At 44.7% G+C, this 18,741-nt stretch carries 19 protein-coding genes; 6 read left to right on the forward strand and 13 right to left on the reverse strand.

From position 1 onward, the window contains the following. Window positions 1–3 precede the first annotated feature (3 nt). Genes AC1DXF_RS03040 through AC1DXF_RS03055 form a run of 4 tightly spaced genes read left to right on the forward strand, consistent with a single transcriptional unit; the run spans window position 4 to window position 5,734 of the window. On the forward strand, window positions 4–3,132 hold the full coding sequence (locus AC1DXF_RS03040) for an efflux RND transporter permease subunit (protein ID WP_477445985.1): 3,129 nt from the start codon (window positions 4–6) through the stop codon (window positions 3,130–3,132). 5 nt (window positions 3,133–3,137) lie between these two features. Further along, a complete protein-coding gene (locus tag AC1DXF_RS03045; RefSeq protein WP_477445987.1) occupies window positions 3,138–4,457 on the forward strand; it encodes a TolC family protein in 1,320 nt (439 codons plus the stop codon). Window positions 4,458–4,502: 45 nt separating this feature from the next. Then, window positions 4,503–4,883, forward strand: a complete 381-nt coding sequence (locus AC1DXF_RS03050; protein ID WP_477445989.1) for a response regulator — start codon at window positions 4,503–4,505, stop codon at window positions 4,881–4,883. Continuing rightward, window positions 4,880–5,734, forward strand: a complete 855-nt coding sequence (locus AC1DXF_RS03055; RefSeq protein ID WP_477445991.1) for an N-acetylglucosamine kinase — start codon at window positions 4,880–4,882, stop codon at window positions 5,732–5,734. Before AC1DXF_RS03050 ends, AC1DXF_RS03055 begins: the two co-directional genes overlap by 4 nt. Window positions 5,735–6,024: 290 nt before the next feature. Here the strand turns inward: AC1DXF_RS03055 and AC1DXF_RS03060 are convergent, their stop codons facing one another. Continuing rightward, entirely contained in the window at window positions 6,025–6,540 is a 516-nt protein-coding gene (locus tag AC1DXF_RS03060) for a DinB family protein (protein WP_477445993.1), read from the reverse strand. Beyond that, on the reverse strand, window positions 6,515–7,723 hold the full coding sequence (locus tag AC1DXF_RS03065) for a sensor histidine kinase (protein WP_477445995.1): 1,209 nt from the start codon (window positions 7,721–7,723) through the stop codon (window positions 6,515–6,517). The genes AC1DXF_RS03060 and AC1DXF_RS03065 overlap by 26 nt, the downstream gene beginning before the upstream one ends. Window positions 7,724–7,889: 166 nt before the next feature. On the opposite strand from AC1DXF_RS03065, the gene gltX reads away from it, so the two are divergent. Continuing rightward, the gene (gltX, locus tag AC1DXF_RS03070) at window positions 7,890–9,410 is read left to right on the forward strand and encodes a glutamate--tRNA ligase (RefSeq protein WP_477445997.1); all 1,521 of its coding nucleotides are present in this window, start codon (window positions 7,890–7,892) and stop codon (window positions 9,408–9,410) included. A gap of 35 nt (window positions 9,411–9,445) precedes the next feature. Continuing rightward, complete coding sequence (locus tag AC1DXF_RS03075) at window positions 9,446–10,150, forward strand: peptidase associated/transthyretin-like domain-containing protein (RefSeq protein WP_477445999.1); 705 nt, start codon at window positions 9,446–9,448, stop codon at window positions 10,148–10,150. Between the two features lie 24 nt (window positions 10,151–10,174). Here AC1DXF_RS03075 and AC1DXF_RS03080 read toward each other — a convergent pair whose 3' ends face one another. From AC1DXF_RS03080 to AC1DXF_RS03130, 11 genes are all read right to left on the reverse strand, one after another. Continuing rightward, window positions 10,175–11,875, reverse strand: a complete 1,701-nt coding sequence (locus AC1DXF_RS03080) for a hypothetical protein (RefSeq protein WP_477446001.1) — start codon at window positions 11,873–11,875, stop codon at window positions 10,175–10,177. Window positions 11,876–12,058: 183 nt separating this feature from the next. Further along, complete coding sequence (locus AC1DXF_RS03085) at window positions 12,059–12,448, reverse strand: helix-turn-helix domain-containing protein (protein WP_477446003.1); 390 nt, start codon at window positions 12,446–12,448, stop codon at window positions 12,059–12,061. Window positions 12,449–12,467: 19 nt separating this feature from the next. Further along, a complete protein-coding gene (locus AC1DXF_RS03090; RefSeq protein ID WP_477446005.1) occupies window positions 12,468–12,653 on the reverse strand; it encodes a type II toxin-antitoxin system HicA family toxin in 186 nt (61 codons plus the stop codon). Window positions 12,654–12,760: 107 nt separating this feature from the next. Beyond that, on the reverse strand, window positions 12,761–13,321 hold the full coding sequence (locus AC1DXF_RS03095) for a cytochrome c oxidase subunit 3 (protein ID WP_477446007.1): 561 nt from the start codon (window positions 13,319–13,321) through the stop codon (window positions 12,761–12,763). Window positions 13,322–13,362: 41 nt separating this feature from the next. Continuing rightward, entirely contained in the window at window positions 13,363–13,776 is a 414-nt protein-coding gene (locus AC1DXF_RS03100; RefSeq protein WP_477446009.1) for a DUF6691 family protein, read from the reverse strand. Beyond that, window positions 13,773–14,333, reverse strand: coding sequence for a YeeE/YedE family protein (locus AC1DXF_RS03105; protein ID WP_477446011.1), 561 nt, complete (start codon window positions 14,331–14,333; stop codon window positions 13,773–13,775). The genes AC1DXF_RS03100 and AC1DXF_RS03105 overlap by 4 nt, the downstream gene beginning before the upstream one ends. 39 nt (window positions 14,334–14,372) lie before the next feature. Next, window positions 14,373–15,794: an MBL fold metallo-hydrolase gene (locus tag AC1DXF_RS03110; protein WP_477446013.1), complete on the reverse strand. Its 1,422-nt coding sequence runs from the start codon at window positions 15,792–15,794 to the stop codon at window positions 14,373–14,375. A gap of 75 nt (window positions 15,795–15,869) precedes the next feature. Further along, entirely contained in the window at window positions 15,870–16,670 is an 801-nt protein-coding gene (locus AC1DXF_RS03115; RefSeq protein WP_477446015.1) for a sulfite exporter TauE/SafE family protein, read from the reverse strand. A gap of 659 nt (window positions 16,671–17,329) precedes the next feature. After that, window positions 17,330–17,845 carry a glutathione peroxidase gene (locus tag AC1DXF_RS03120; protein ID WP_274210813.1) on the reverse strand — a complete coding sequence of 172 codons (516 nt, stop codon included), beginning with the start codon at window positions 17,843–17,845 and terminating at the stop codon, window positions 17,330–17,332. A gap of 41 nt (window positions 17,846–17,886) precedes the next feature. Further along, on the reverse strand, window positions 17,887–18,318 hold the full coding sequence (ybeY, locus tag AC1DXF_RS03125; RefSeq protein WP_477446018.1) for an rRNA maturation RNase YbeY: 432 nt from the start codon (window positions 18,316–18,318) through the stop codon (window positions 17,887–17,889). Further along, window positions 18,318–18,740 carry an ATP-binding protein gene (locus tag AC1DXF_RS03130; RefSeq protein ID WP_477446020.1) on the reverse strand — a complete coding sequence of 141 codons (423 nt, stop codon included), beginning with the start codon at window positions 18,738–18,740 and terminating at the stop codon, window positions 18,318–18,320. Before AC1DXF_RS03130 ends, ybeY begins: the two co-directional genes overlap by 1 nt. Window position 18,741: the final 1 nt, after the last annotated feature.

The raw sequence follows: 18,741 nt of genomic DNA on the forward strand, positions 1-18,741 counted from the left end.
GCCATGAGTTTATCCTCGGTAAGTATAAAACGGCCGGTATTGGCAACAGTAATGTCGGTAGTTATTGTTGTGTTTGGCATTATCGGCTATAAGTTTTTAGGGGTGAGGGATTTCCCTTCAGTTGATCCGCCAATTATTTCGGTGTCTACCAGTTACTCCGGAGCAAACGCCGATGTAATCGAATCGCAGATAACCGAGCCGTTGGAAAAATCAATCAACGGGGTGCCGGGTATCCGCAATATTTCGTCAACCAGTTCTGTCGGATCAAGCAATATTACAGTAGAGTTTGACCTGGATGCCGATTTAGAAACTGCAGCTAATGATGTGCGCGATAAAGTATCGCAGGCACAGCGCCAGCTGCCACAGGATATTAATGCACCGCCGGTAGTTACCAAGGCCGATGCCAGCGCCGACCAGATCATCACCCTGACGGTAAGCAGCGACAAACGTAACATTAACCAGTTGGATGATTATGCCGAAAACGTATTACAGGAAGGTTTGCAAACCATCCCCGGTGTAAGTACCATCAATATTCAGGGCCAGCGGCAGTACGCCATGCGCTTATGGATAGATCCTAACAAATTATCGGCGCTCGGATTAACGGCTACAGATATCGGAGCCGCGTTAGCCAAAGAAAATGTTGAATTACCAGCCGGTAAAATTGAAGGTAATAATACCGAAGTAACCATCAGGGCGCTTGGTAAGCTATCAACCGAAAAAGATTTTAACAACCTGATCATTCGTGCCGATAGCAGCAGGGTTATTCACCTGAGCGATATCGGTTACGCTGTTTTAGGCTCGGCAAACGAGGAAACGATATTTAAGGAATCGGGCGTGCCCATGGTAGGCCTGGCCATAGTGCCGCAGCCCGGGGCCAACTATGTGCAAATTGCCAAAGATTTTTATGTACGGTTAAAACAGATCCAAAAAGATTTGCCCCCTGATATTAAGGTAAAGGTGGCTTTGGATAATACGCGGTTCATCAATCAGTCTATCACCGAGGTGCAGGAAACCTTAATTATTTCCTTTGTGCTGGTGGTTATTATTATTTACCTCTTCTTCCGCGATTGGCTCATAGCATTTCGTCCGCTGATAGATATCCCGGTATCATTAATCGGTGCTTTTTTTATCATGTATGTGTTTGGCTTTTCTATCAATATTTTAACCCTGCTGGGTATCGTGCTGGCTACTGGGCTGGTGGTTGATGATGGTATTGTGGTAACAGAAAACATCTATAAAAAAGTAGAGGCAGGCATGGCAATCCGTAAAGCGGCCTTTGAAGGCTCGGCCGAGATCTTCTTCGCGGTAGTATCAACTTCGGTTACTTTGGCGGCTGTGTTTTTACCCATTGTGTTTTTGCAGGGCTTTACAGGCCGGTTATTCCGCGAGTTTGCGGTGGTTGTGGCGGGGGCGGTATTGATATCGGCTTTTGTATCGCTATCGTTAACACCGATGCTGAATGTAAAGCTGATTCGCAAGAACAATAAGAAATCGAGGTTTTACGAAAAAACCGAGCCGTTTTTTGTGAACATGACCACTTCCTATACCGAAACCCTGGTTAAGTTTATGAAAGTGCGGTGGGTATCATTTGTGATCCTGGCGGTATCGTTGCTTATTATTGGGGTATTGGTGAAAGTTATCCCATCAGAACTGGCCCCGCTTGACGACAGAAGTTTATTGCGTTACAGCGTAACCGGATCAGAAGGAGCCACTTACGAATACATGACCCGGTATATGGACAAGGTATCTAACATGGTGGCCGATTCTATCCCCGAAGCCAACATCAACCTCGAAATCGTTTCACCTTCATTTGGCGGCGGCGGTGCGGCAAACACAGGTTTTGGCCGGGTAGGCTTAGTGCCGCCAGACCAACGTACCCGTACCCAGCAGCAACTGGCCGACTGGATGAACAAAAAGCTAAGCAAAATGCCCGATGCCCGCGCCATTGTGGTGCAGGAGCAAACCATAAGCGGAGGTGGCAGCGGAGCACGCACATCGTTGCCGGTACAGTATGTTATACAAAACCAGGATTTTGAGAAGATAAGAAAAGTGCTGCCGCGGTTTTTTGCCGAGGTATCCCGAAGCCCCGTTTTCCAGGGAACGGATGTGAACCTTAAATTTACCAAGCCCGAATTGAGGGTGGTAACCGACCGCGACAGGGCAAGGGATTTGGGGGTGTCGGTAGATGATATAGCGCAAACCCTGCAGTTGTATTACAGTGCCGGCCGGTTAGATTACTTCCTTATCAATGGCAAACAATACCAGGTAATAGCCCAGGTTGACAGGGCCAACCGCGATCAGCCGCTTGACCTGAAGTCGGTATATGTGCGGAGTACCAAAGGCAACCTGGTACAATTGGATAACGTGGTAAAAATAACGGAGGGAGCTACCCCGCCGGCTATTTATCACTTTAACCGCTACAAATCGGCGACAGTACAGGCGGGTTTGGCCCCGGGTAAAACGGTTGGCGATGGTATTGCCGAGATGGACCGGATTTCCAAAAGCCTGCTCGACGAGACATTCAGTACTGCCCTTAGCGGCCCCTCGCGGGATTATGCCGAAGGATCATCAAATATCTTGTTTGCCTTTGGCTTTGCCCTTTTATTGATATACCTGGTTTTGGCAGCCCAGTTTGAAAGTTTTATGGATCCATTCATCGTGATGCTTACGGTACCGCTGGCTATTGCGGGGGCGTTTTTATCATTATGGCTGTTTAACCAAACGCTGAATATTTTTAGCGAGATAGGGATCATCACCCTGGTTGGGCTGGTAACCAAAAACGGGATCCTGATTGTGGAGTTTGCCAACCAGCGCATGGAGCATGGCGTAGCCAAATATGAGGCCGCCATTGAAGCCGCCACGGCCCGCCTGCGCCCAATATTAATGACCAGTTTGGCAGTGGTATTAGGCTCGGTGCCAATTGCATTCGCCTTGGGCGCCGGCGCAAAAAGCAGGGTATCATTGGGTATTGTAATTATGGGCGGGATGTTGTTCTCGCTGGTATTAACACTTTATATTATCCCGTTAATGTACGTGATTTTCGCATCAAAAACCCGCCGCGACCCTGAAGAAGAGCCGGAGGAAGAAACAGCGCCAGAAAAAAAAGAAATAAAACTGATTGAAAACCTTTAAGCGATATGATCATTAAAAAAACAGCTTTCCTGGTTTTTTGCTGCATCCTGCTGCGGATGTACACCCGGGCGCAGGATGCCCCGATGCTTACGTTAAAAGAAGCGGTGGAAATAGCGTTAAAAAACAACTACAATATAAAGCTTTCACAAAATAACAAAACCATCGCGGCCAATAACGTCACATTGGGCAATGCCGGCGTTTTGCCAAAGGTTAACGGTAATTTTGCGTCAACCAACAGCCGGCTAACTACCAAGCAAACCCGTTCGGATGGTTCGGTCAATAATATCCACAACGCTTCCAACACGGGCATTAATTACGGTGTTGCCCTTAACTGGACAATTTTTGACGGCTTTAACATGTTTGCCACATATGACCAGTTGAAACAACTTGACCAGTTGGGCGCATTGCGTTTGCAGGATACCATTCAGCGCACCGTGGCCAGCGTGATTACCACTTATTATGACCTCATCAGCCAAAACGAGCAGATAAAGGCGCTTAAAGGCGCAATAGATATTTCGCGCACCCAGCTGCGTTATGCCAACGATAAATTTCATGTAGGGCGGGCTTCAAGACTTGATGTTTTAAATGCGCAGGTAAACTTAAACACCGATACAGCAAACCTGGTTACCCAATACCAGTTTTTTAAAACAACCAAAATTCAGCTTAACCAAATCCTCATCCGCGATTTGCAAACCGATTTTTCTGTTGCCGATACCATTGTGGTTGATGACAAATTGTTGCTGGGCAATATTTTAAGCAGCGTGCAATCGCAAAATCCAACAATATTATCCGCCCAGTTAAACCGCCGCCTGGCCGAAATTAATCTTAAGCAGGTAAAATCAACCCGCTATCCGCAGGTGGCCGTTACAACAGGATATACTTTTAGTGATAATAAAACGCCGGCTGGTTTTACCTTGCAGCAAAACCAGCATGGGTTAAATTATGGGCTTACTGCAACCATTAATATTTTTGATGGCTTTAATCAAACCCGCAGGGAACGGAACGCCAAAATCCAGATAGATAATGCCAACATTAGCGCTAAACAAGCACAGCTTAATATCGAAGCGCAGGTAAATAGCTTGTATGCATCATACCTGTCGGGCCTGGATCTGATGGCTTTAGGGCAGGCTAATGTGGTGATAGCCAAGAAGAACCTCGACATCTCGCTCGAAAAATATAAGTTGGGCAATATCACCCCGCTCGAGATCCGCGAGGCGCAACGCAACTATCTTGCCGCGCAATCAACTTTTTTTGCGGCCCAGTATCAGTCAAAACAAGCAGAAATCACCCTAAAACAGATAACAAGCAGTATAAATATTCAGTAGCCGGATTATTTTATTTTAAATATAAAAACACATATATTTGAAAACATGTCCAATCCCTACAAAACCTGTCTGTTGATTGATGATAACTACATCGACAACTTTGTTACGCGCAAGGTTTTGGAGGCAAGTAACTTTGCCGAAACGATAGTTGTGCGCCAATCGCCAACAGAGGCGATTGATTCCCTGAGGTTTGGTATTGTTAAGCCGGATGTAATTTTCCTTGATATCCGGATGCCCACAATGAGCGGTTTTGAATTTTTAAAGGAGTTTGATTTGTTGGATATTGATAAAAAAAACATCAAAATATTCATGCTGTCATCGTCGCTCGACCCTGTTGACATGAAACAATCAGCCAATAACAAATATATTACCCAGTTTATCCATAAGCCATTAACTTTAAAGGCCCTTGAAGAACTTAGTGCATGATTTTAGTAGCCGATAGCGGATCGTCAAAAACAGACTGGTTACTACACATTCCTCAACAGCAACCGGTATCATTTAAAACAGCGGGGCTAAACCCGTACTTTTTGGGCGAAAAAGAAATAGCCAAAATAATTGCCGACCAGGCGCCTGCAATGCTGGCTTATGGGGATGCAATAGAAGAGATCTATTTTTTTGGTGCCGGCTGTTCCAGTCCAGACAGGCATGAAATAGTTTCCAATGCCATCAGTCAGTATTTTCCTAAAGCTTATGTATCTGTTGATAGCGACCTTTTGGGTTGTGCTTATGCAACCTGCGGCCACGAAAAAGGAATTTGTTGTGTAATGGGCACCGGATCAAACATTTCGTTTTTTGACGGGGAAGAAATTTTTGAGGGCCAGCACGGCTTAGGCTATGTTTTAGGTGATGAGGGATCAGGTACATGGTTTGGCAAAACCCTGATTACCGATTTTTTGTATGGCCGCATGCCTGTCGAAATCAACGGGAAGTTTGAAAACGCCTATCACCTCAATAAAGATATCGTTATCAAAAACGTATACCAAAAGCCTAACAGCAATACTTACCTGGCTTCGTTTTCAAAATTTGTAAGTGAGATAAAAGCAACCCCTTACGGGCAGGAGATATTGGAGCGGGGCCTGCTGGAATTTATAGAAACCAATATCAAATCGTACCCCGAATACCATAAATACAAATGCCATTTTGTAGGATCGATAGCTTACTTTTTTAAAGAAGAGCTCGAAACGCTTTGCCATTCGCATGGCGTGAAAACAGGCAAAATCATTAAGCAACCGATTACCGACCTGATGGCCTTTATTTTGAAAAGGAACGAGGGGTAGAGGCTGATTTATCGACGTTCTATAACCTCACCGTCATTGCGAGGCCGAAGCAGTCTCTTTAGGATATTTATCGAACTATTTATTCGTTTTACCAGGCGTGGAGATTGTTTCGTGCCGCCCCATAATATATCCAATTTTCCTGTCATCCTGAGGTACGAAGGATCTATCTGCTGTGCATTACCGATAGAAAAGTTCGCGAATAGATGCTTCGTACCTCAGCATGACAGTCTTTTATTTTTGAATGTCATTCCTCCTTCGGAATTTCACTGATTTTACCACCCTAAGCAAGGTTACCCAATCCCGTACCTATCCCTGAAAATATTCAAATGATGCAACTCGTGTCCGGCCAGCATATATACAAACGCCCGCACAGTAAAACGGCTGCTGCTGGCAATACCGTCACGAAGTAATTGCTCATCGCTTAGCGCTTTAATCATGTAGATGTTTGATAAGCGGGTGGCTTTAAACTCTTCGGCCATATCTTTAACACTCACGTTACTTACATCGTTATTGTCTACGTAAATATCTTGGTCAAAACCCGGCAGCTCAATGTGGTTTCGCGAGAAGACCAGGGCACGGTAGGCAAAAGTACGCTCGGTATCTATCATGTGGCCAAGCGCTTGTTTAACTGTCCATTTGCCGGGGGCATAGGCGTAGGCGCCCTGTTCTTCGGTCAGGCCGCTAAACAACTGATAGCTTGATGCCATTAGCTGTTCAAGCTTTTCAATCACATTTTCATCGGGTACCAGCCCTACATAACCGGCTGCGAAGGGCGAATATTCATCGCTGTTTGGTCTGCTTATCATTGCGTGTGTTTTTTAATACGATCCTAAAAGTTGTGCCCTTGCCCAGTTCCGAGTCTTTTACAAATATTTGCCCGTTATGGTAGTTATCTATCATCCTTTTGGTGAGCGACAGTCCCAGGCCCCAACCTCGTTTACGGGTGGTGTAACCCGGTTGAAATACGGTGTCGAACTTAGAGCGGGGGATGCCTTTACCGGTATCGGTTACATCAATAAATACCTGGTTTTTTACTTTGTTGCCGCTAATTTCTACTTTAATAGTGCCTTTGCCTTCAATGGCGTTAACGGCATTTTTTAGCAGGTTTTCAATCACCCAGTCAAATAAAGGGATATTAAGGCCAGCCTTCAGGTGCGGGTTTCCGCTCATTTCAAAAGTGATATTTTTACTTACGCGGACTCTAAAATAATCAACGAAGTCTTTAACCACAGCATATACGCCATGTTCTTCCAGAACAGGTTTCGAGCCGATCTTGGAGAACCGGTCAGCTACAATTTCCAGGCGCCTTACATCATTTTCCATTTCGGCCACCAGCACATCATCCTCGGCATTAAACTTCTCTTTCATCAGCTCAATCCAGGCCATCAGCGACGATATTGGGGTACCCAATTGGTGGGCGGTTTCTTTGGCCAGCCCTACCCAAACCTGGTCCTGCTCCGACTTACGTGACGAGCTGAATGCGGTATAAGCCATCAATAAAAAGACCGCGATAACAGATAGTTGTACATATGGAAAAATCTTGAGCTGTGTTAACAGCGGCGAATCTTTATAATAAACAAAGTTTTCTTCGCCCAATATTTGCAGCCTGATAGGTTCGTGCTGCTTTTTCATGTATTCCAGCTCGTCTTTAAAATACTGCAGATCATACTTTTTACCGGGAGATGGCAGGTCGATATATGTTTTGGTGGTATCCAGGCCGCGCGATAAACGGATATCGCCCTTGGCATCGGTAACAATGGCAGGCACCACCAGGCTATCCCGAACGGCTATGGTATATTTCAAAAAGTCGTTATCGTCCGAGTTCAGGATCTGCCGCATGCTCATGGCCCAAACCTGCGCACGGGTACGCTCAGACCGGGCTATATTTTTAACCAGGTAACTGGTGTAAAATAAAGAACCACTGGCAATAACAGTCGCGAACGCGAGCAGTAAATACTTCCACCTTTTTTTTTGCTGATACGGGTTCATGCTGGCCACGGTTCAAATAACGTAAAATTGCGTTGTAAAATATAATTTTTGTTGGTTAGGGTTCATAGTTCATGGATCATAGTTCACGATTGAATGTCAAAAGCGGAAAAACCATGAACTATGATCCATGAACTATAAGCTTTTTCAACCTATCTTTGCCCCCATCATGACCGATAAAAAAGTAAGAGTCCGTTTTGCACCGAGCCCTACAGGTGGTTTGCACCTGGGTGGCGTACGCACCGTGTTGTTTAATTATTTGTTTGCCAAAAAGCACCACGGCGATTTTGTTTTGAGAATTGAAGACACCGACCAAACCCGATATGTTGAAGGCGCCGAAGAATATATTTTAGATTGCCTTAAATGGTGTGGCCTTGAACCAGACGAAAGCCCGGTTGCCGGCGGCCATTATGCCCCTTACCGCCAAAGCGAGCGCAAAGCCATTTATCGCGAATACGCCGAACGCCTTGTAATGCAGGGCCACGCTTATTATGCTTTTGATACCGCCGAAGAGCTGGACAAAAACCGCAAAGAGATTCCCAACTTTCAGTACGGGCAGGCGTACCGCCAAACATTGCGAAATTCTGTATCGTTGCCGCAGCACGAGGTTGATGCACTGTTAGATGCACACACTCCGCATGTTATCCGCATAAAAATGCCGGCGGATGAAACGGTAGGTTTTACCGATATGATTCGCGGACATGTAAGCTTTGAAACCAACCTGGTTGATGACAAGGTACTATTGAAAGCCGATGGCATGCCAACCTACCACCTCGCGGTTGTGGTTGATGATTACCTGATGAAAATTTCGCACGCTTTTCGCGGCGAAGAGTGGCTGCCGTCTGCCCCGGTGCATTTGCTGCTTTGGGAGTATTTAGGCTGGAAAGCCGATATGCCGCAGTGGGCCCATTTACCGCTGATATTAAAACCGGATGGCCATGGCAAGCTAAGCAAACGCGATGGTGCCCGCCTGGGTTTCCCGGTATACGCCATGAGCTGGTTTGATGCCAAAACAGGTGAACTGACACCCGGCTTCAGGGAGCTTGGCTTTTTGCCCGAGGCTTTTTTAAACCTGCTGGCTACCCTTGGCTGGAACGATGGTACCGGCCAGGAACTATTTACACTGGACGAACTGGTTGACAAATTTTCGATAGACCGCGTGAGCAAAGCCGGCGCTAAATTTGATTTTGAAAAAGCCAAATGGTTCAATGCTGAGTGGATTAAAAGGCTGAAAGCTGAAAGCTTAAAGCCGAAAGTCAAAGCGGTTTTGGAGGATAAAGGCATCGTTGTTACCGATGATGCTAAACTGGAAACAGTAATTAACCTTGTAAAAGACCGCTGCGTTGTGCTGCCTGATTTTTATCAGCAGGCGGGCTACTTTTTTGAGCAGCCGGAAGAATACGACCTTAACGCCGTAAAACCAAAATGGACTGACGCCAAAACGGATTTTTTTAACGCGGTTATTGGCTTATTAACTGCCGAAACCGGTATCGAAGCACATGACTTTGAAATTAAGTTTAAAGCCCTTGCCGAAGAAAAGGCACTGAAAGTTGGCGATGTTATGTTACCGTTCCGCATTATGCTGGTTGGTGGTAAATTTGGCCCGCATGTGTTTGATATCGCAGCTTTGTTGGGAAAGGAAGAAACGATTAGTAGGATTGAGAAAGCTTTACAAGCATTTACGGCATAAATCATATGCTGAGAAGATGTTGATTAAACAACACGATGAATAAAACAGCCATTTCAAAATATGCATGGTGCGCTTGCCTGCTGACGCTTGCCTTTTTTATGTTTGCGTTTAAAACAATAGCGCAGGTAAGAAACATTGACATTGCCGGCCTGGTGGTAGATGCGCAAACACTTTTACCGGTTAACGGAGCTGCCATTTATGACGCTCAAAACAAAGTTTTGGGAACCAGCAATGCAAAAGGCTATTACAAAATCCAGCTTATTTATAAACAAAGCGGGCCGTTAAATTTCAGGTTGAAAATTGTAAAGCGAGGGTTTGTAACTTTTCATCAGCATGAAAATTGGGCCGACCAGCCGGGTGACACCAAGGGCCTGTTTTATTTTGGACTTAAAAAAGTTCGCGGCTGCGCGGCTTCGTTTTCATCGTTGCAACATGGCGATTTGGATTACGACAATGTGTATGCCGGTTTTGCTAAAGTGCGCGATGAAAGAGCCTTTTATAATAAGCTGGCCGCCGCCAAAGCGGGAAATCAAAAGGTATTGCTGCACATAGATACCGGGTTATATATTGTTGATAAAACAGGGTGGATTAAAATAAATTCGGAGAAGGATATCATCGCTTTAAACGGCCGGCAATTGGTGACGGCCGGCCAACTCAACTCATTAATTAAACGCCGGGACATTAAAGGGATGACGCCGGTGGCAGGTAAAGAAGAAAAGTTTGCTATAGATACCCGTTAGCCGCAGGAGACTTAGATCATTTTACTATCGCTTAGTGGCGTTTGCAAAATCCAATACAATGGCATTGGTCATCCTGTCCGGAGTAATCCTTAAAACGGATCCATTAGCGGGTTTTGAAAACGAACCTTTCGGGGCGTTCAAAACATACCCCGTTTTCTCAAATTGGCAATCCACTTGTTTGGGCGCTATATTTTTGAATGGTAATTGAGCGCCGGGAGCGGTGTCCAAATCAAAGAACCAGGTATTAGCTGTTTTGCTTTCCAAATGTATTTTAATTTTTGTTTCCGTTAGGTCAATCTCCAGCCAGCCTTCCGCATTGATCAATGGATATGATATATGCATGCTGCTTTTCCCGGTATTTGTAAACACCGGGACGGAGCCTTTTACCAGGATTTCTTTCCCATCCACCTTTTTCTTCAACCGCAAACCGGCAATATGATCAGGCTTGCTCCAAATGTAGCCATCCACAACCGGCAGGGTAAAAAAGGTGCATTCGTTTGATGTCGCAGCTTCGGTTTCGTACACCGACGGGAATTTTTCATCAAACAAATGAATGTCGCGAATACGCAGACCGCCATCTTCCCACAACAGGTTAACGCGGTAAAAGCGGCTGTTGTACCAAACGGTTTTCAAATCGCTGCCAGGGATGTCTTTTGTTACTGTAAATGAAGTTGCCGGGGTAACCGGGTAGGTCTTTTTAAACCAACGGCCAGATTGTTCCAACGTTTCCACTCTGACTTTATGTTCGGTCTGCAATTTGGCAATCAGCGGCATCTGGATTTCGAAGCCTTTGGCCATAGCATCCCAGGTGAAGGAGTTTTCCTGCCCGGCCTGGGTATAATTAAAACCAAGCGAAAGATCATCCGTAAACGATTTAAAAAACCAGTTTACCCAGGTAGAATCGCCACCGCCGAATTTATAAACAGGTTCAAGGGTAACAACGCCCTGCCGGGTAGTGCCAAGGCCGTTGTCATACTGGCGTACCGGGTCGCTGCCCAACATCCGGAAGATAGGAACGGGGATCTGGTTTTGTGCATGCTGCGCCGGCATATAGGAGTTTATCTTGCTTGGATAATAGGCTTGGTTCCAGTAGCCACCCCAAAGGGTGTAGCCATCGGTGCCATATTGGTCTTTACAGTTTGCCGATGCCACAATATGGTATTTTTGGTACATGTAGTTGATGCTGTAGGCATCAATAAACCATGATGCTACCGATTTGGGGTAATAACCAAATATCCTCTTAAAATCACGGAAGTAAACATCTATCAGCTTTTCGCGCTCCTTTGGTGTATAGCCTGTAGAAAAGCCAATGTTTGCCCTCCAGTCCCAGGGATAACGGCCGCGCCATTTAAGGCCCGCGTTTTCTACCATGGGCTGCGGAATTTCCCACCAGGCGCCAATCTCGAAAGTTCCTTTTGGCAGGGTTGCCAACAGTTTTTGATAACGCTTATCCATCAGCGCATCATATTGTAAAAGGAATGTACCGCCCAGGTGATATTTTTTCATGATCTCTACCTGTTTTACCACGGTTTGGTACAATACATCCTCGGTAATTGCCGTGTCGCGCGGCTCCAGTAGGCGAATGAAGTTAACGATGTTAACAATCTTAGGAGCACTATCGGTGGGTGTTGGTTTTTTATTTTGGGCGATTGCAGCTATCGCCATGGAAATAAACAAAGTGCAAAAAATTAATTTGCAGGCAGCCTTAGCTTTTGTAAAAATCATAGGGTAGGTAATGTATGGTCAAATTGGATATCAACTTACTAACGTAGTAAAATGTTGGATGTTTGGCATCCTTATCTGTCTGGAGAGCACATCATTTTGCCAGCCGTTGGAAGCGAACGGCGTTCGCAAGATTCAAATACTGCTTTTTGTGGAAAAGCGTCTACCTATTGTTCCTTTAAATCTTTAAGATAATTCCAGCTCCGTTAGCTCTTTCCCCAACTGCTTAATGCCATTAAGTATTTTAATTGTCTGTTTTTCTGATGGTGTTCTTCGACCATTTACGTAATCAGATATTAAGCTTTTATTCATTCCAATTCTACTCCCGAGAGCAGAGGCATTAATTTCTTTATAAAATTCAAAGAAGGATGATATGTCATATTTTAAAGTGATATCATCTACAGTAATAGAAGCCTTACCGTTTACTTCTGCATGAAGATTATAGGCTTCATTAATGTTTCTCTTTAATTCTGTGATGTTGGTACCGGTAGTTACTACCAATATCTTATCTTTTTCCTGATAATAAGCATCAAAGCCAGTTGCTGTTTTTCCAACGTTGAATATGTGGTTTTTCATTATTGTTGAATTTATGGGATTATTTAACCCCGGCTTGTTTTTTGAGTTTTTCTGCTAATCCTTTATGAATTTCTTTACTTCCATGGTTCGGAAAAATCAAGGCGTCTTCATGGTCCGGGTGCCTCAATACAACATGGCTTCCCGATTGTCTAACTTCGTACCACCCGGCTTGTTTAATTTTCCTAAGTAATTCTGAACACTTCATGTTTAAGGTTAGGCTATATCAAAGGTAAACAATAATACACTTTTTTTACGGTTTCCCGTAAAATATCTCGCTTATTTTTCATAGCACCAGGTCGATTAGCCGAACAACTATTTCAGTATCAAAAACAAATAAAGATACACCCACAAAATATCTATAAAGTGCCAAAAGGTAGTGCTCATTTCCATCCGGTATAAAATCCTGTACCGGGGTTTGTTTTGTAACGAGCCGGATAGGGTATAACCGAACAAAGCGAGGCCTGTTATGATGTGTAAAAGATGAACGGCCACAAAAACATAAATGAACGATTGGTAGCTTTTATGCATATCAAAATAAACTTTTTGATGGAGCAATATTCCCCAGGCAACAGCCTGCAACAACATAAACAGTAGCCCAAGCTCAATAGTAAGCTTTAGGTAGAGGTGAAATTTAGCATTTTGTAAGCCCTTTAAACTTTTGCCGGCAATATGCAACGTGAGGCTGCTGCCCAGGATAACAACCGTGCTGATAACAAATACAAAGGGAAGCCTTGTATGGGCTTCGTCGCCGGCCGAGGTTGAGATAAGGAATACGCTGGTTAACCCGGCAACCAGCATAAATGAAGATGCCATGGCCAGCCAAACCATAAACTTGCGGGCATTCAGGTTTTGTATATCCTTCCGGTCATTCATGCCGAAAATTAATGAATTGTTGTGTAAAATTAACAGCTCGTTTAATGCGGCAACCTACCCCTTATTAAACCATACAGGAAAGTGCCCGACAGCGCCCCGATAACCACAATGATAAAGGATACATACCCGTAGCCGATATTAACAAACATAGGGCCAGGGCATGCGCCGGTAAGCGCCCAGCCAAGGCCAAATATCAGGCCACCGATGATGTATTTTGACGGGCTTTTTTCTTTATCCGGAAATAAGATGGGGTTGCCCTGCGAATCTTTGACGTGGTACTTTTTAATGAGGAAAACAGATAACGCCCCTAAAGCGACAGCAGTGCCGATTATGCCATACATATGAAACGACTGGAAGCGAAACATCTCCTGGATGCGGTACCAGGAAACGGCTTCGGATTTGGTCATGATGATGCCGAAGATGATGCCTGCGAGAATAAATCTTAGTCCTTTCATATCGATAATATCAGTGGCAATAAAAAGTGCGTCATGATAAGCCCGCCGGCAAAAAAGCCGATGACCGCTATTAATGAAGGCAATTGCAGATTTGACAGGCCACTGATGGCATGCCCCGATGTACAACCGCCCGCATACCTGGAGCCAAAGCCCACCAGTAAGCCGCCGGATAGCAAGAGGATAACGTTTTTTAACGACAAGCTATGTATCCCAAAAAGCTGTGCCGGATTTAGCTGCCCGTCAAAATTTATACCGATAGTTTTAAGATCGGTAATGGTAGCAGCGGCCAGTTTTAGCGGGGTATCGTTTTTTAATAAAGTTGCAGCTATCAGTCCGCCTAAAACTGATCCTAACAAAAACAGCAGGTTCCACTTTTGTGCCCGCCAGTCGAAATCAAAAAACGACACTTTTTTACCCGCGCCGGCCATAGAGCAGATGGTGCGCAGGTTGGACGAAAAGCCGAATGATTTTCCGAAATAAAGCAATAGAACCATGATAGCGGCAATTGCAGCCCCCGAACTGTACCAGGGCCAGGGTTGTTTAAGCAGATTAAGCATCGTTGTATATTGTTCCTTATTCTAAAATTTATGAATTACTCAGGGCATTGTGCTTGGGCACACATAGGCGCTTATTTTAAACCGGCCTGAATCTTTCATGGCTTTAAAGCCGCCCTGAACATCAACCAGGTTAGTAAAACCCCGTGCCCGCAGCATGGAATTGAATATCATTGACCGGTACCCCCCGGCGCAATGCACATAATACGTTTGGCTTTTGTCCAGCCGGGCCATATTGCTGTTAATGTCATCCAGCGGCAGGTTTTCGGCGTCTACTATATGTTCGGCATAGTACTCCGGCGCTTTACGCACATCAAGAATTTTTACCGGGCTATGGTTGCTTATTTTATCCGCAAGTTCATCAGCAGTTAAGGATACGATACTGTCGGTTTCGTTACCGGCTGCCTGCCATGCCTTAATGCCTCCTTTTAAATAACCAATGGCATGGTCATAGCCCACTCGGGCCAGGCGGGTTACAACCTCTTCTTCGCGCCCTTCTTCGGTAATCAGTAAAATTTGCTGGTTAATGTCCGGCACCAATGCGCCAACCCATGGGGCAAAGCTCCCGTTGATGCCAATATTAATGGAGTTGGGCACAAAGGCCTTTGCAAAAACCAGGGGGTCGCGTGTGTCCAGTAAAATGGCGCCTGTGCTGTTGGCTGCAGCTTCAAATGCTTCGGGGGTTAATGGCTGGGTTCCCTGGCTCAGCACTTTTTCAAAGCTTTCGTAACCCTCCCTGTTCATTTTAACATTCAGCGGGAAATATACCGGAGGGGCGGTTAATCCACGGGTAACCTCAGTTATAAATTCTTCGCGCGTCATGTTGGGGCGTAAGGCGTAGTTGTATTTTTTTTGATTGCCCAAGGTATCGGTGGTTTCCTTGCTCATGTTTTTGCCACAGGCAGATCCCGCGCCATGGGCGGGGTAAACAATAACATCATCGGGCAAAACCATAATGCGGGTACGCAACGAATCGAATAATAAACCTGCCAGGCCTTCCTGTGTCAGCCCGGATGCTTTTTGTGCCAGGTCGGGCCGGCCAACGTCGCCGATGAATAAGGTATCGCCAGAGAACAACGCGGTTTCTTTGCCAAATTCATCGCTTAAAAGATAACAGGCCGACTCCATGGTATGCCCAGGCGTGTGCAGCACTTTTATGGTGAGTTTGCCAACTTTAAAGGTTTCGTTATCTTTAGCTATATAGGCCTCAAAGCCGGTTACCGCGTTTGGCCCATAAACAATCTGCGCGCCGGTTTCTCGCGCCAGGTCAATATGGCCCGATACGAAATCGGCATGAAAATGAGTTTCAAAAACATATTTGATGGTGGCGCCGGCCGCTTTGGCTTTAGCCATATAAGGTTCCACTTCCCTTAAGGGATCAATAATGGCAACCTCGTTTTCCGATTGGATGTAATATGCACCCTGGGCCAGGCATCCGGTATATATTTGTTCTATATGCATCATATATTCTTTATGTTTTAACAAAATTGCGGTTTCGTACGCAAACCGATGGTAACTAAAGTCACCGCCGCATTAAATTTACTTAAAAAACAGTTCTTTGGCCAGTATATAAATACCCATTGCCAGTACAAACCAGCCAAAGCCCTTTTTTAGTTTGCCGGCATCAACCCGGCGGCTAAGTAAGTCACCTGCAAATATGCCGGCGATGGCTATCGCGGTTATTTTTAACAGGAAGCCCCAGTCTATAGTAAAATGCCCCAGGTCGCCGGTAAAGCCAATCAGCGAATTCATGGCGATGACGAGCAGCGAGGTACCAACGGCCTCTTTCATGGGTAAACCAACCAGTAAAACAAGGGTTGGGATCAGCAAAAAGCCGCCGCCTGCCCCTAAAAAGCCGGTGGCCAACCCGATGGCTATGCCATAAAGTAAAAGTTTGGTAATGTTGCGTTTTTTATCGCCGGTGTTATGCGCCGCCTCCGTTTTACTGCCGCTTTTAATCATTGCTGTTGCTGCAGCCACCATCAGCACTGCGAAAAGCACCATGGTAAGGATATTTTCGGTGAGTTGAAATGAACCTACCTGTAAAATGTTATGGGGTATTAGGGGCACCAGGAACTTACGGGTTATAAAAACGGTGCTGATAGATGTTATACCAAAAAGCAGCGCTGTTTTCACATTCACCAGCCCCTTGCGGTAATTGGTAAAAGCGCCAACCATACTGGTTGAGCCAACAATAAACAAAGAGTAAGAGGTGGCCAAAAGCGGGCTGGCGCCAAAAAGGTAAACCAGTACCGGGACCGTCATGATTGAGCCGCCCCCACCAATGAGGCCAAGCGAAATTCCGATTAAAGCGGATGCGAGATAAGCGAAAAATGGCATGTTTAAAACTAATTATTAATACAAAAGTAAATGATTTGCCCTCCTGCTGCGGTGACTTATGTCACCACGGATTTTTATTTTTTCCAATGCAATCCTGATATGCTTCCGGTATAGGACGCAAAGAGGCAATGATATTTTCAAACCTGGGGGTAAATCGAAAAGGGGTTATTTTATTTGCGGGTAAGAGGTGCCGGATACTATGGGCTGCCAATATGCGATAGCCCGAACCCGGTTTTATGGTAAATTAACCAGGCAGGCGAAAATAAAAAGCGCCGCACTCTGAGCAGGCGCTGATTAATTAACTATTAACTGAAAGTATCTTCTTAACAAGTATGAAGAAACAAGTAAAGAACGACAAGAGTACCATGGTTTGCGAAAGCAAGCCTTCCTTTTGGATTATAGTAGTTGTTTATTCATGCACTATTAAATTAACCGTTTTAATTTCAGCGCTGAAATTAGACTAAAAATTTCCATCGGCATATAAATATCGGTGGATAGTCTTTTTATATCGATGAATAGCCGTTCCCTGGGTAATATGTTAAAGACGGTAGCCATTTGATTTCGGAAAAATTTTACCACGGGCCACGGCAGCGGATAAAAACAAAAAGGCCCCGGTAAAAACCGGAGCCCCTGGAATATCAGTAATATCTAAAATCTAATTAAAGATATTTGGTAATATCTTCAGACATTGGTGTGGTTGCCGACCTGAAACGGTGGATTAGCTTGCCATTTTCGTCAATTAAAAACTTTTCAAAGTTCCATTTAATGTCGCCGGTAAAATCAGGGTTCGGTGCTGTTGTAAGGTATTGGAACAATGGATCGATATCCAAACCCAATACGCTAACTTTTCCGCTCATTGGGAAGGTAACGTTAAAGTTGTCATGACAAAAGGTCTTGATGTCCTGGTTGGTGCCTGGTTCCTGGCCGCCAAAATTGTTGGCGGGGAAGCCTACCACAACCAGTTTGCCTTTATATTTTTCGGCCAATGCCTCTAAATCTTTGTATTGTTTGGTGAAGCCGCATTTTGAGGCTGTGTTTACAATCAATACCTTTTTGCCTTTGTATTTGGCCAGTGAAAAGTTATCCCCGTCGATAGTTTTTAGTTTAAAATCGTAAACCGACGATGGAGCGGCCGTCATTAAAACGAAGCCTAATATTAAAGAAAGTAATTTCATGGTTTTAAATAATTGATGGTTAAACAAATATGCAGGTAAAATTAGCCAATAAAACTTCGCGTAGCTAAATACTCGTCCTCTTTTTGTGTCATTTTCTTCTTTGTAACAACACTTTTATCTGTATAGCCTAACAGGTGCAACGCGCCATGAATAATTACGCGATGAAGTTCATCTGTTTCTGAATGGCCAAACTTAACGGCATTTTCACGGATTCGCTCAATTGATATAAAAATATCCCCTACAATATCGCCTTTAACCTCGCTGTTATCAAAAGTGATGATATCGGTGTAGGTATCATGGTCAAGATATTGCTGGTTAAGCGTAAGCAAATAAGCATCCGAGCAAAAAATGTAGTTCAGCTCTTTCAATTTAAAACCCTCGGCAACAATGGTTTCTTTAATCCACTGACGCACAAGGGCTTTGTTTTTTAGCTTATAGTTAATGTCTTCTTCAAAAAAGCTGATAGCGGGCATTATATTTTAAAATGTAGTTCAATTTCGTTGCCCTTTGCATTAAAAATGCACTGATCGGCCAGGTGCTTAATAATAAAAACGCCACGGCCGGTAAGGCTCTCCAGGTTTTCCGGCGCTGTAGGGTCGGCCAGGTGATTATAATCAAAGCCTTCGCCTTCGTCCGTAACTGTCCATATAACGCGCTTGGGGGCAACGTCGGCATTAATAATCACCTTTTTAGTTGCGTCAAGTTTATTGCCATGTATAATAGCATTTATAGCGGCTTCGTTTAAGCAAGTCATCATGTTGGCAAATGTATCATCTGCAACGTGGTATTTATCAGCAATCTCTTCTATCAGCGCTTCAAGCTGCGTTATGCTCTCCGGGTTCGACGGTAGCTGTAACGTGAATAATTCGCCGGTTTGAACATTTGCCTGTTCCATA

Source organism: Mucilaginibacter sp. P2_A5 (genome assembly GCF_056404995.1).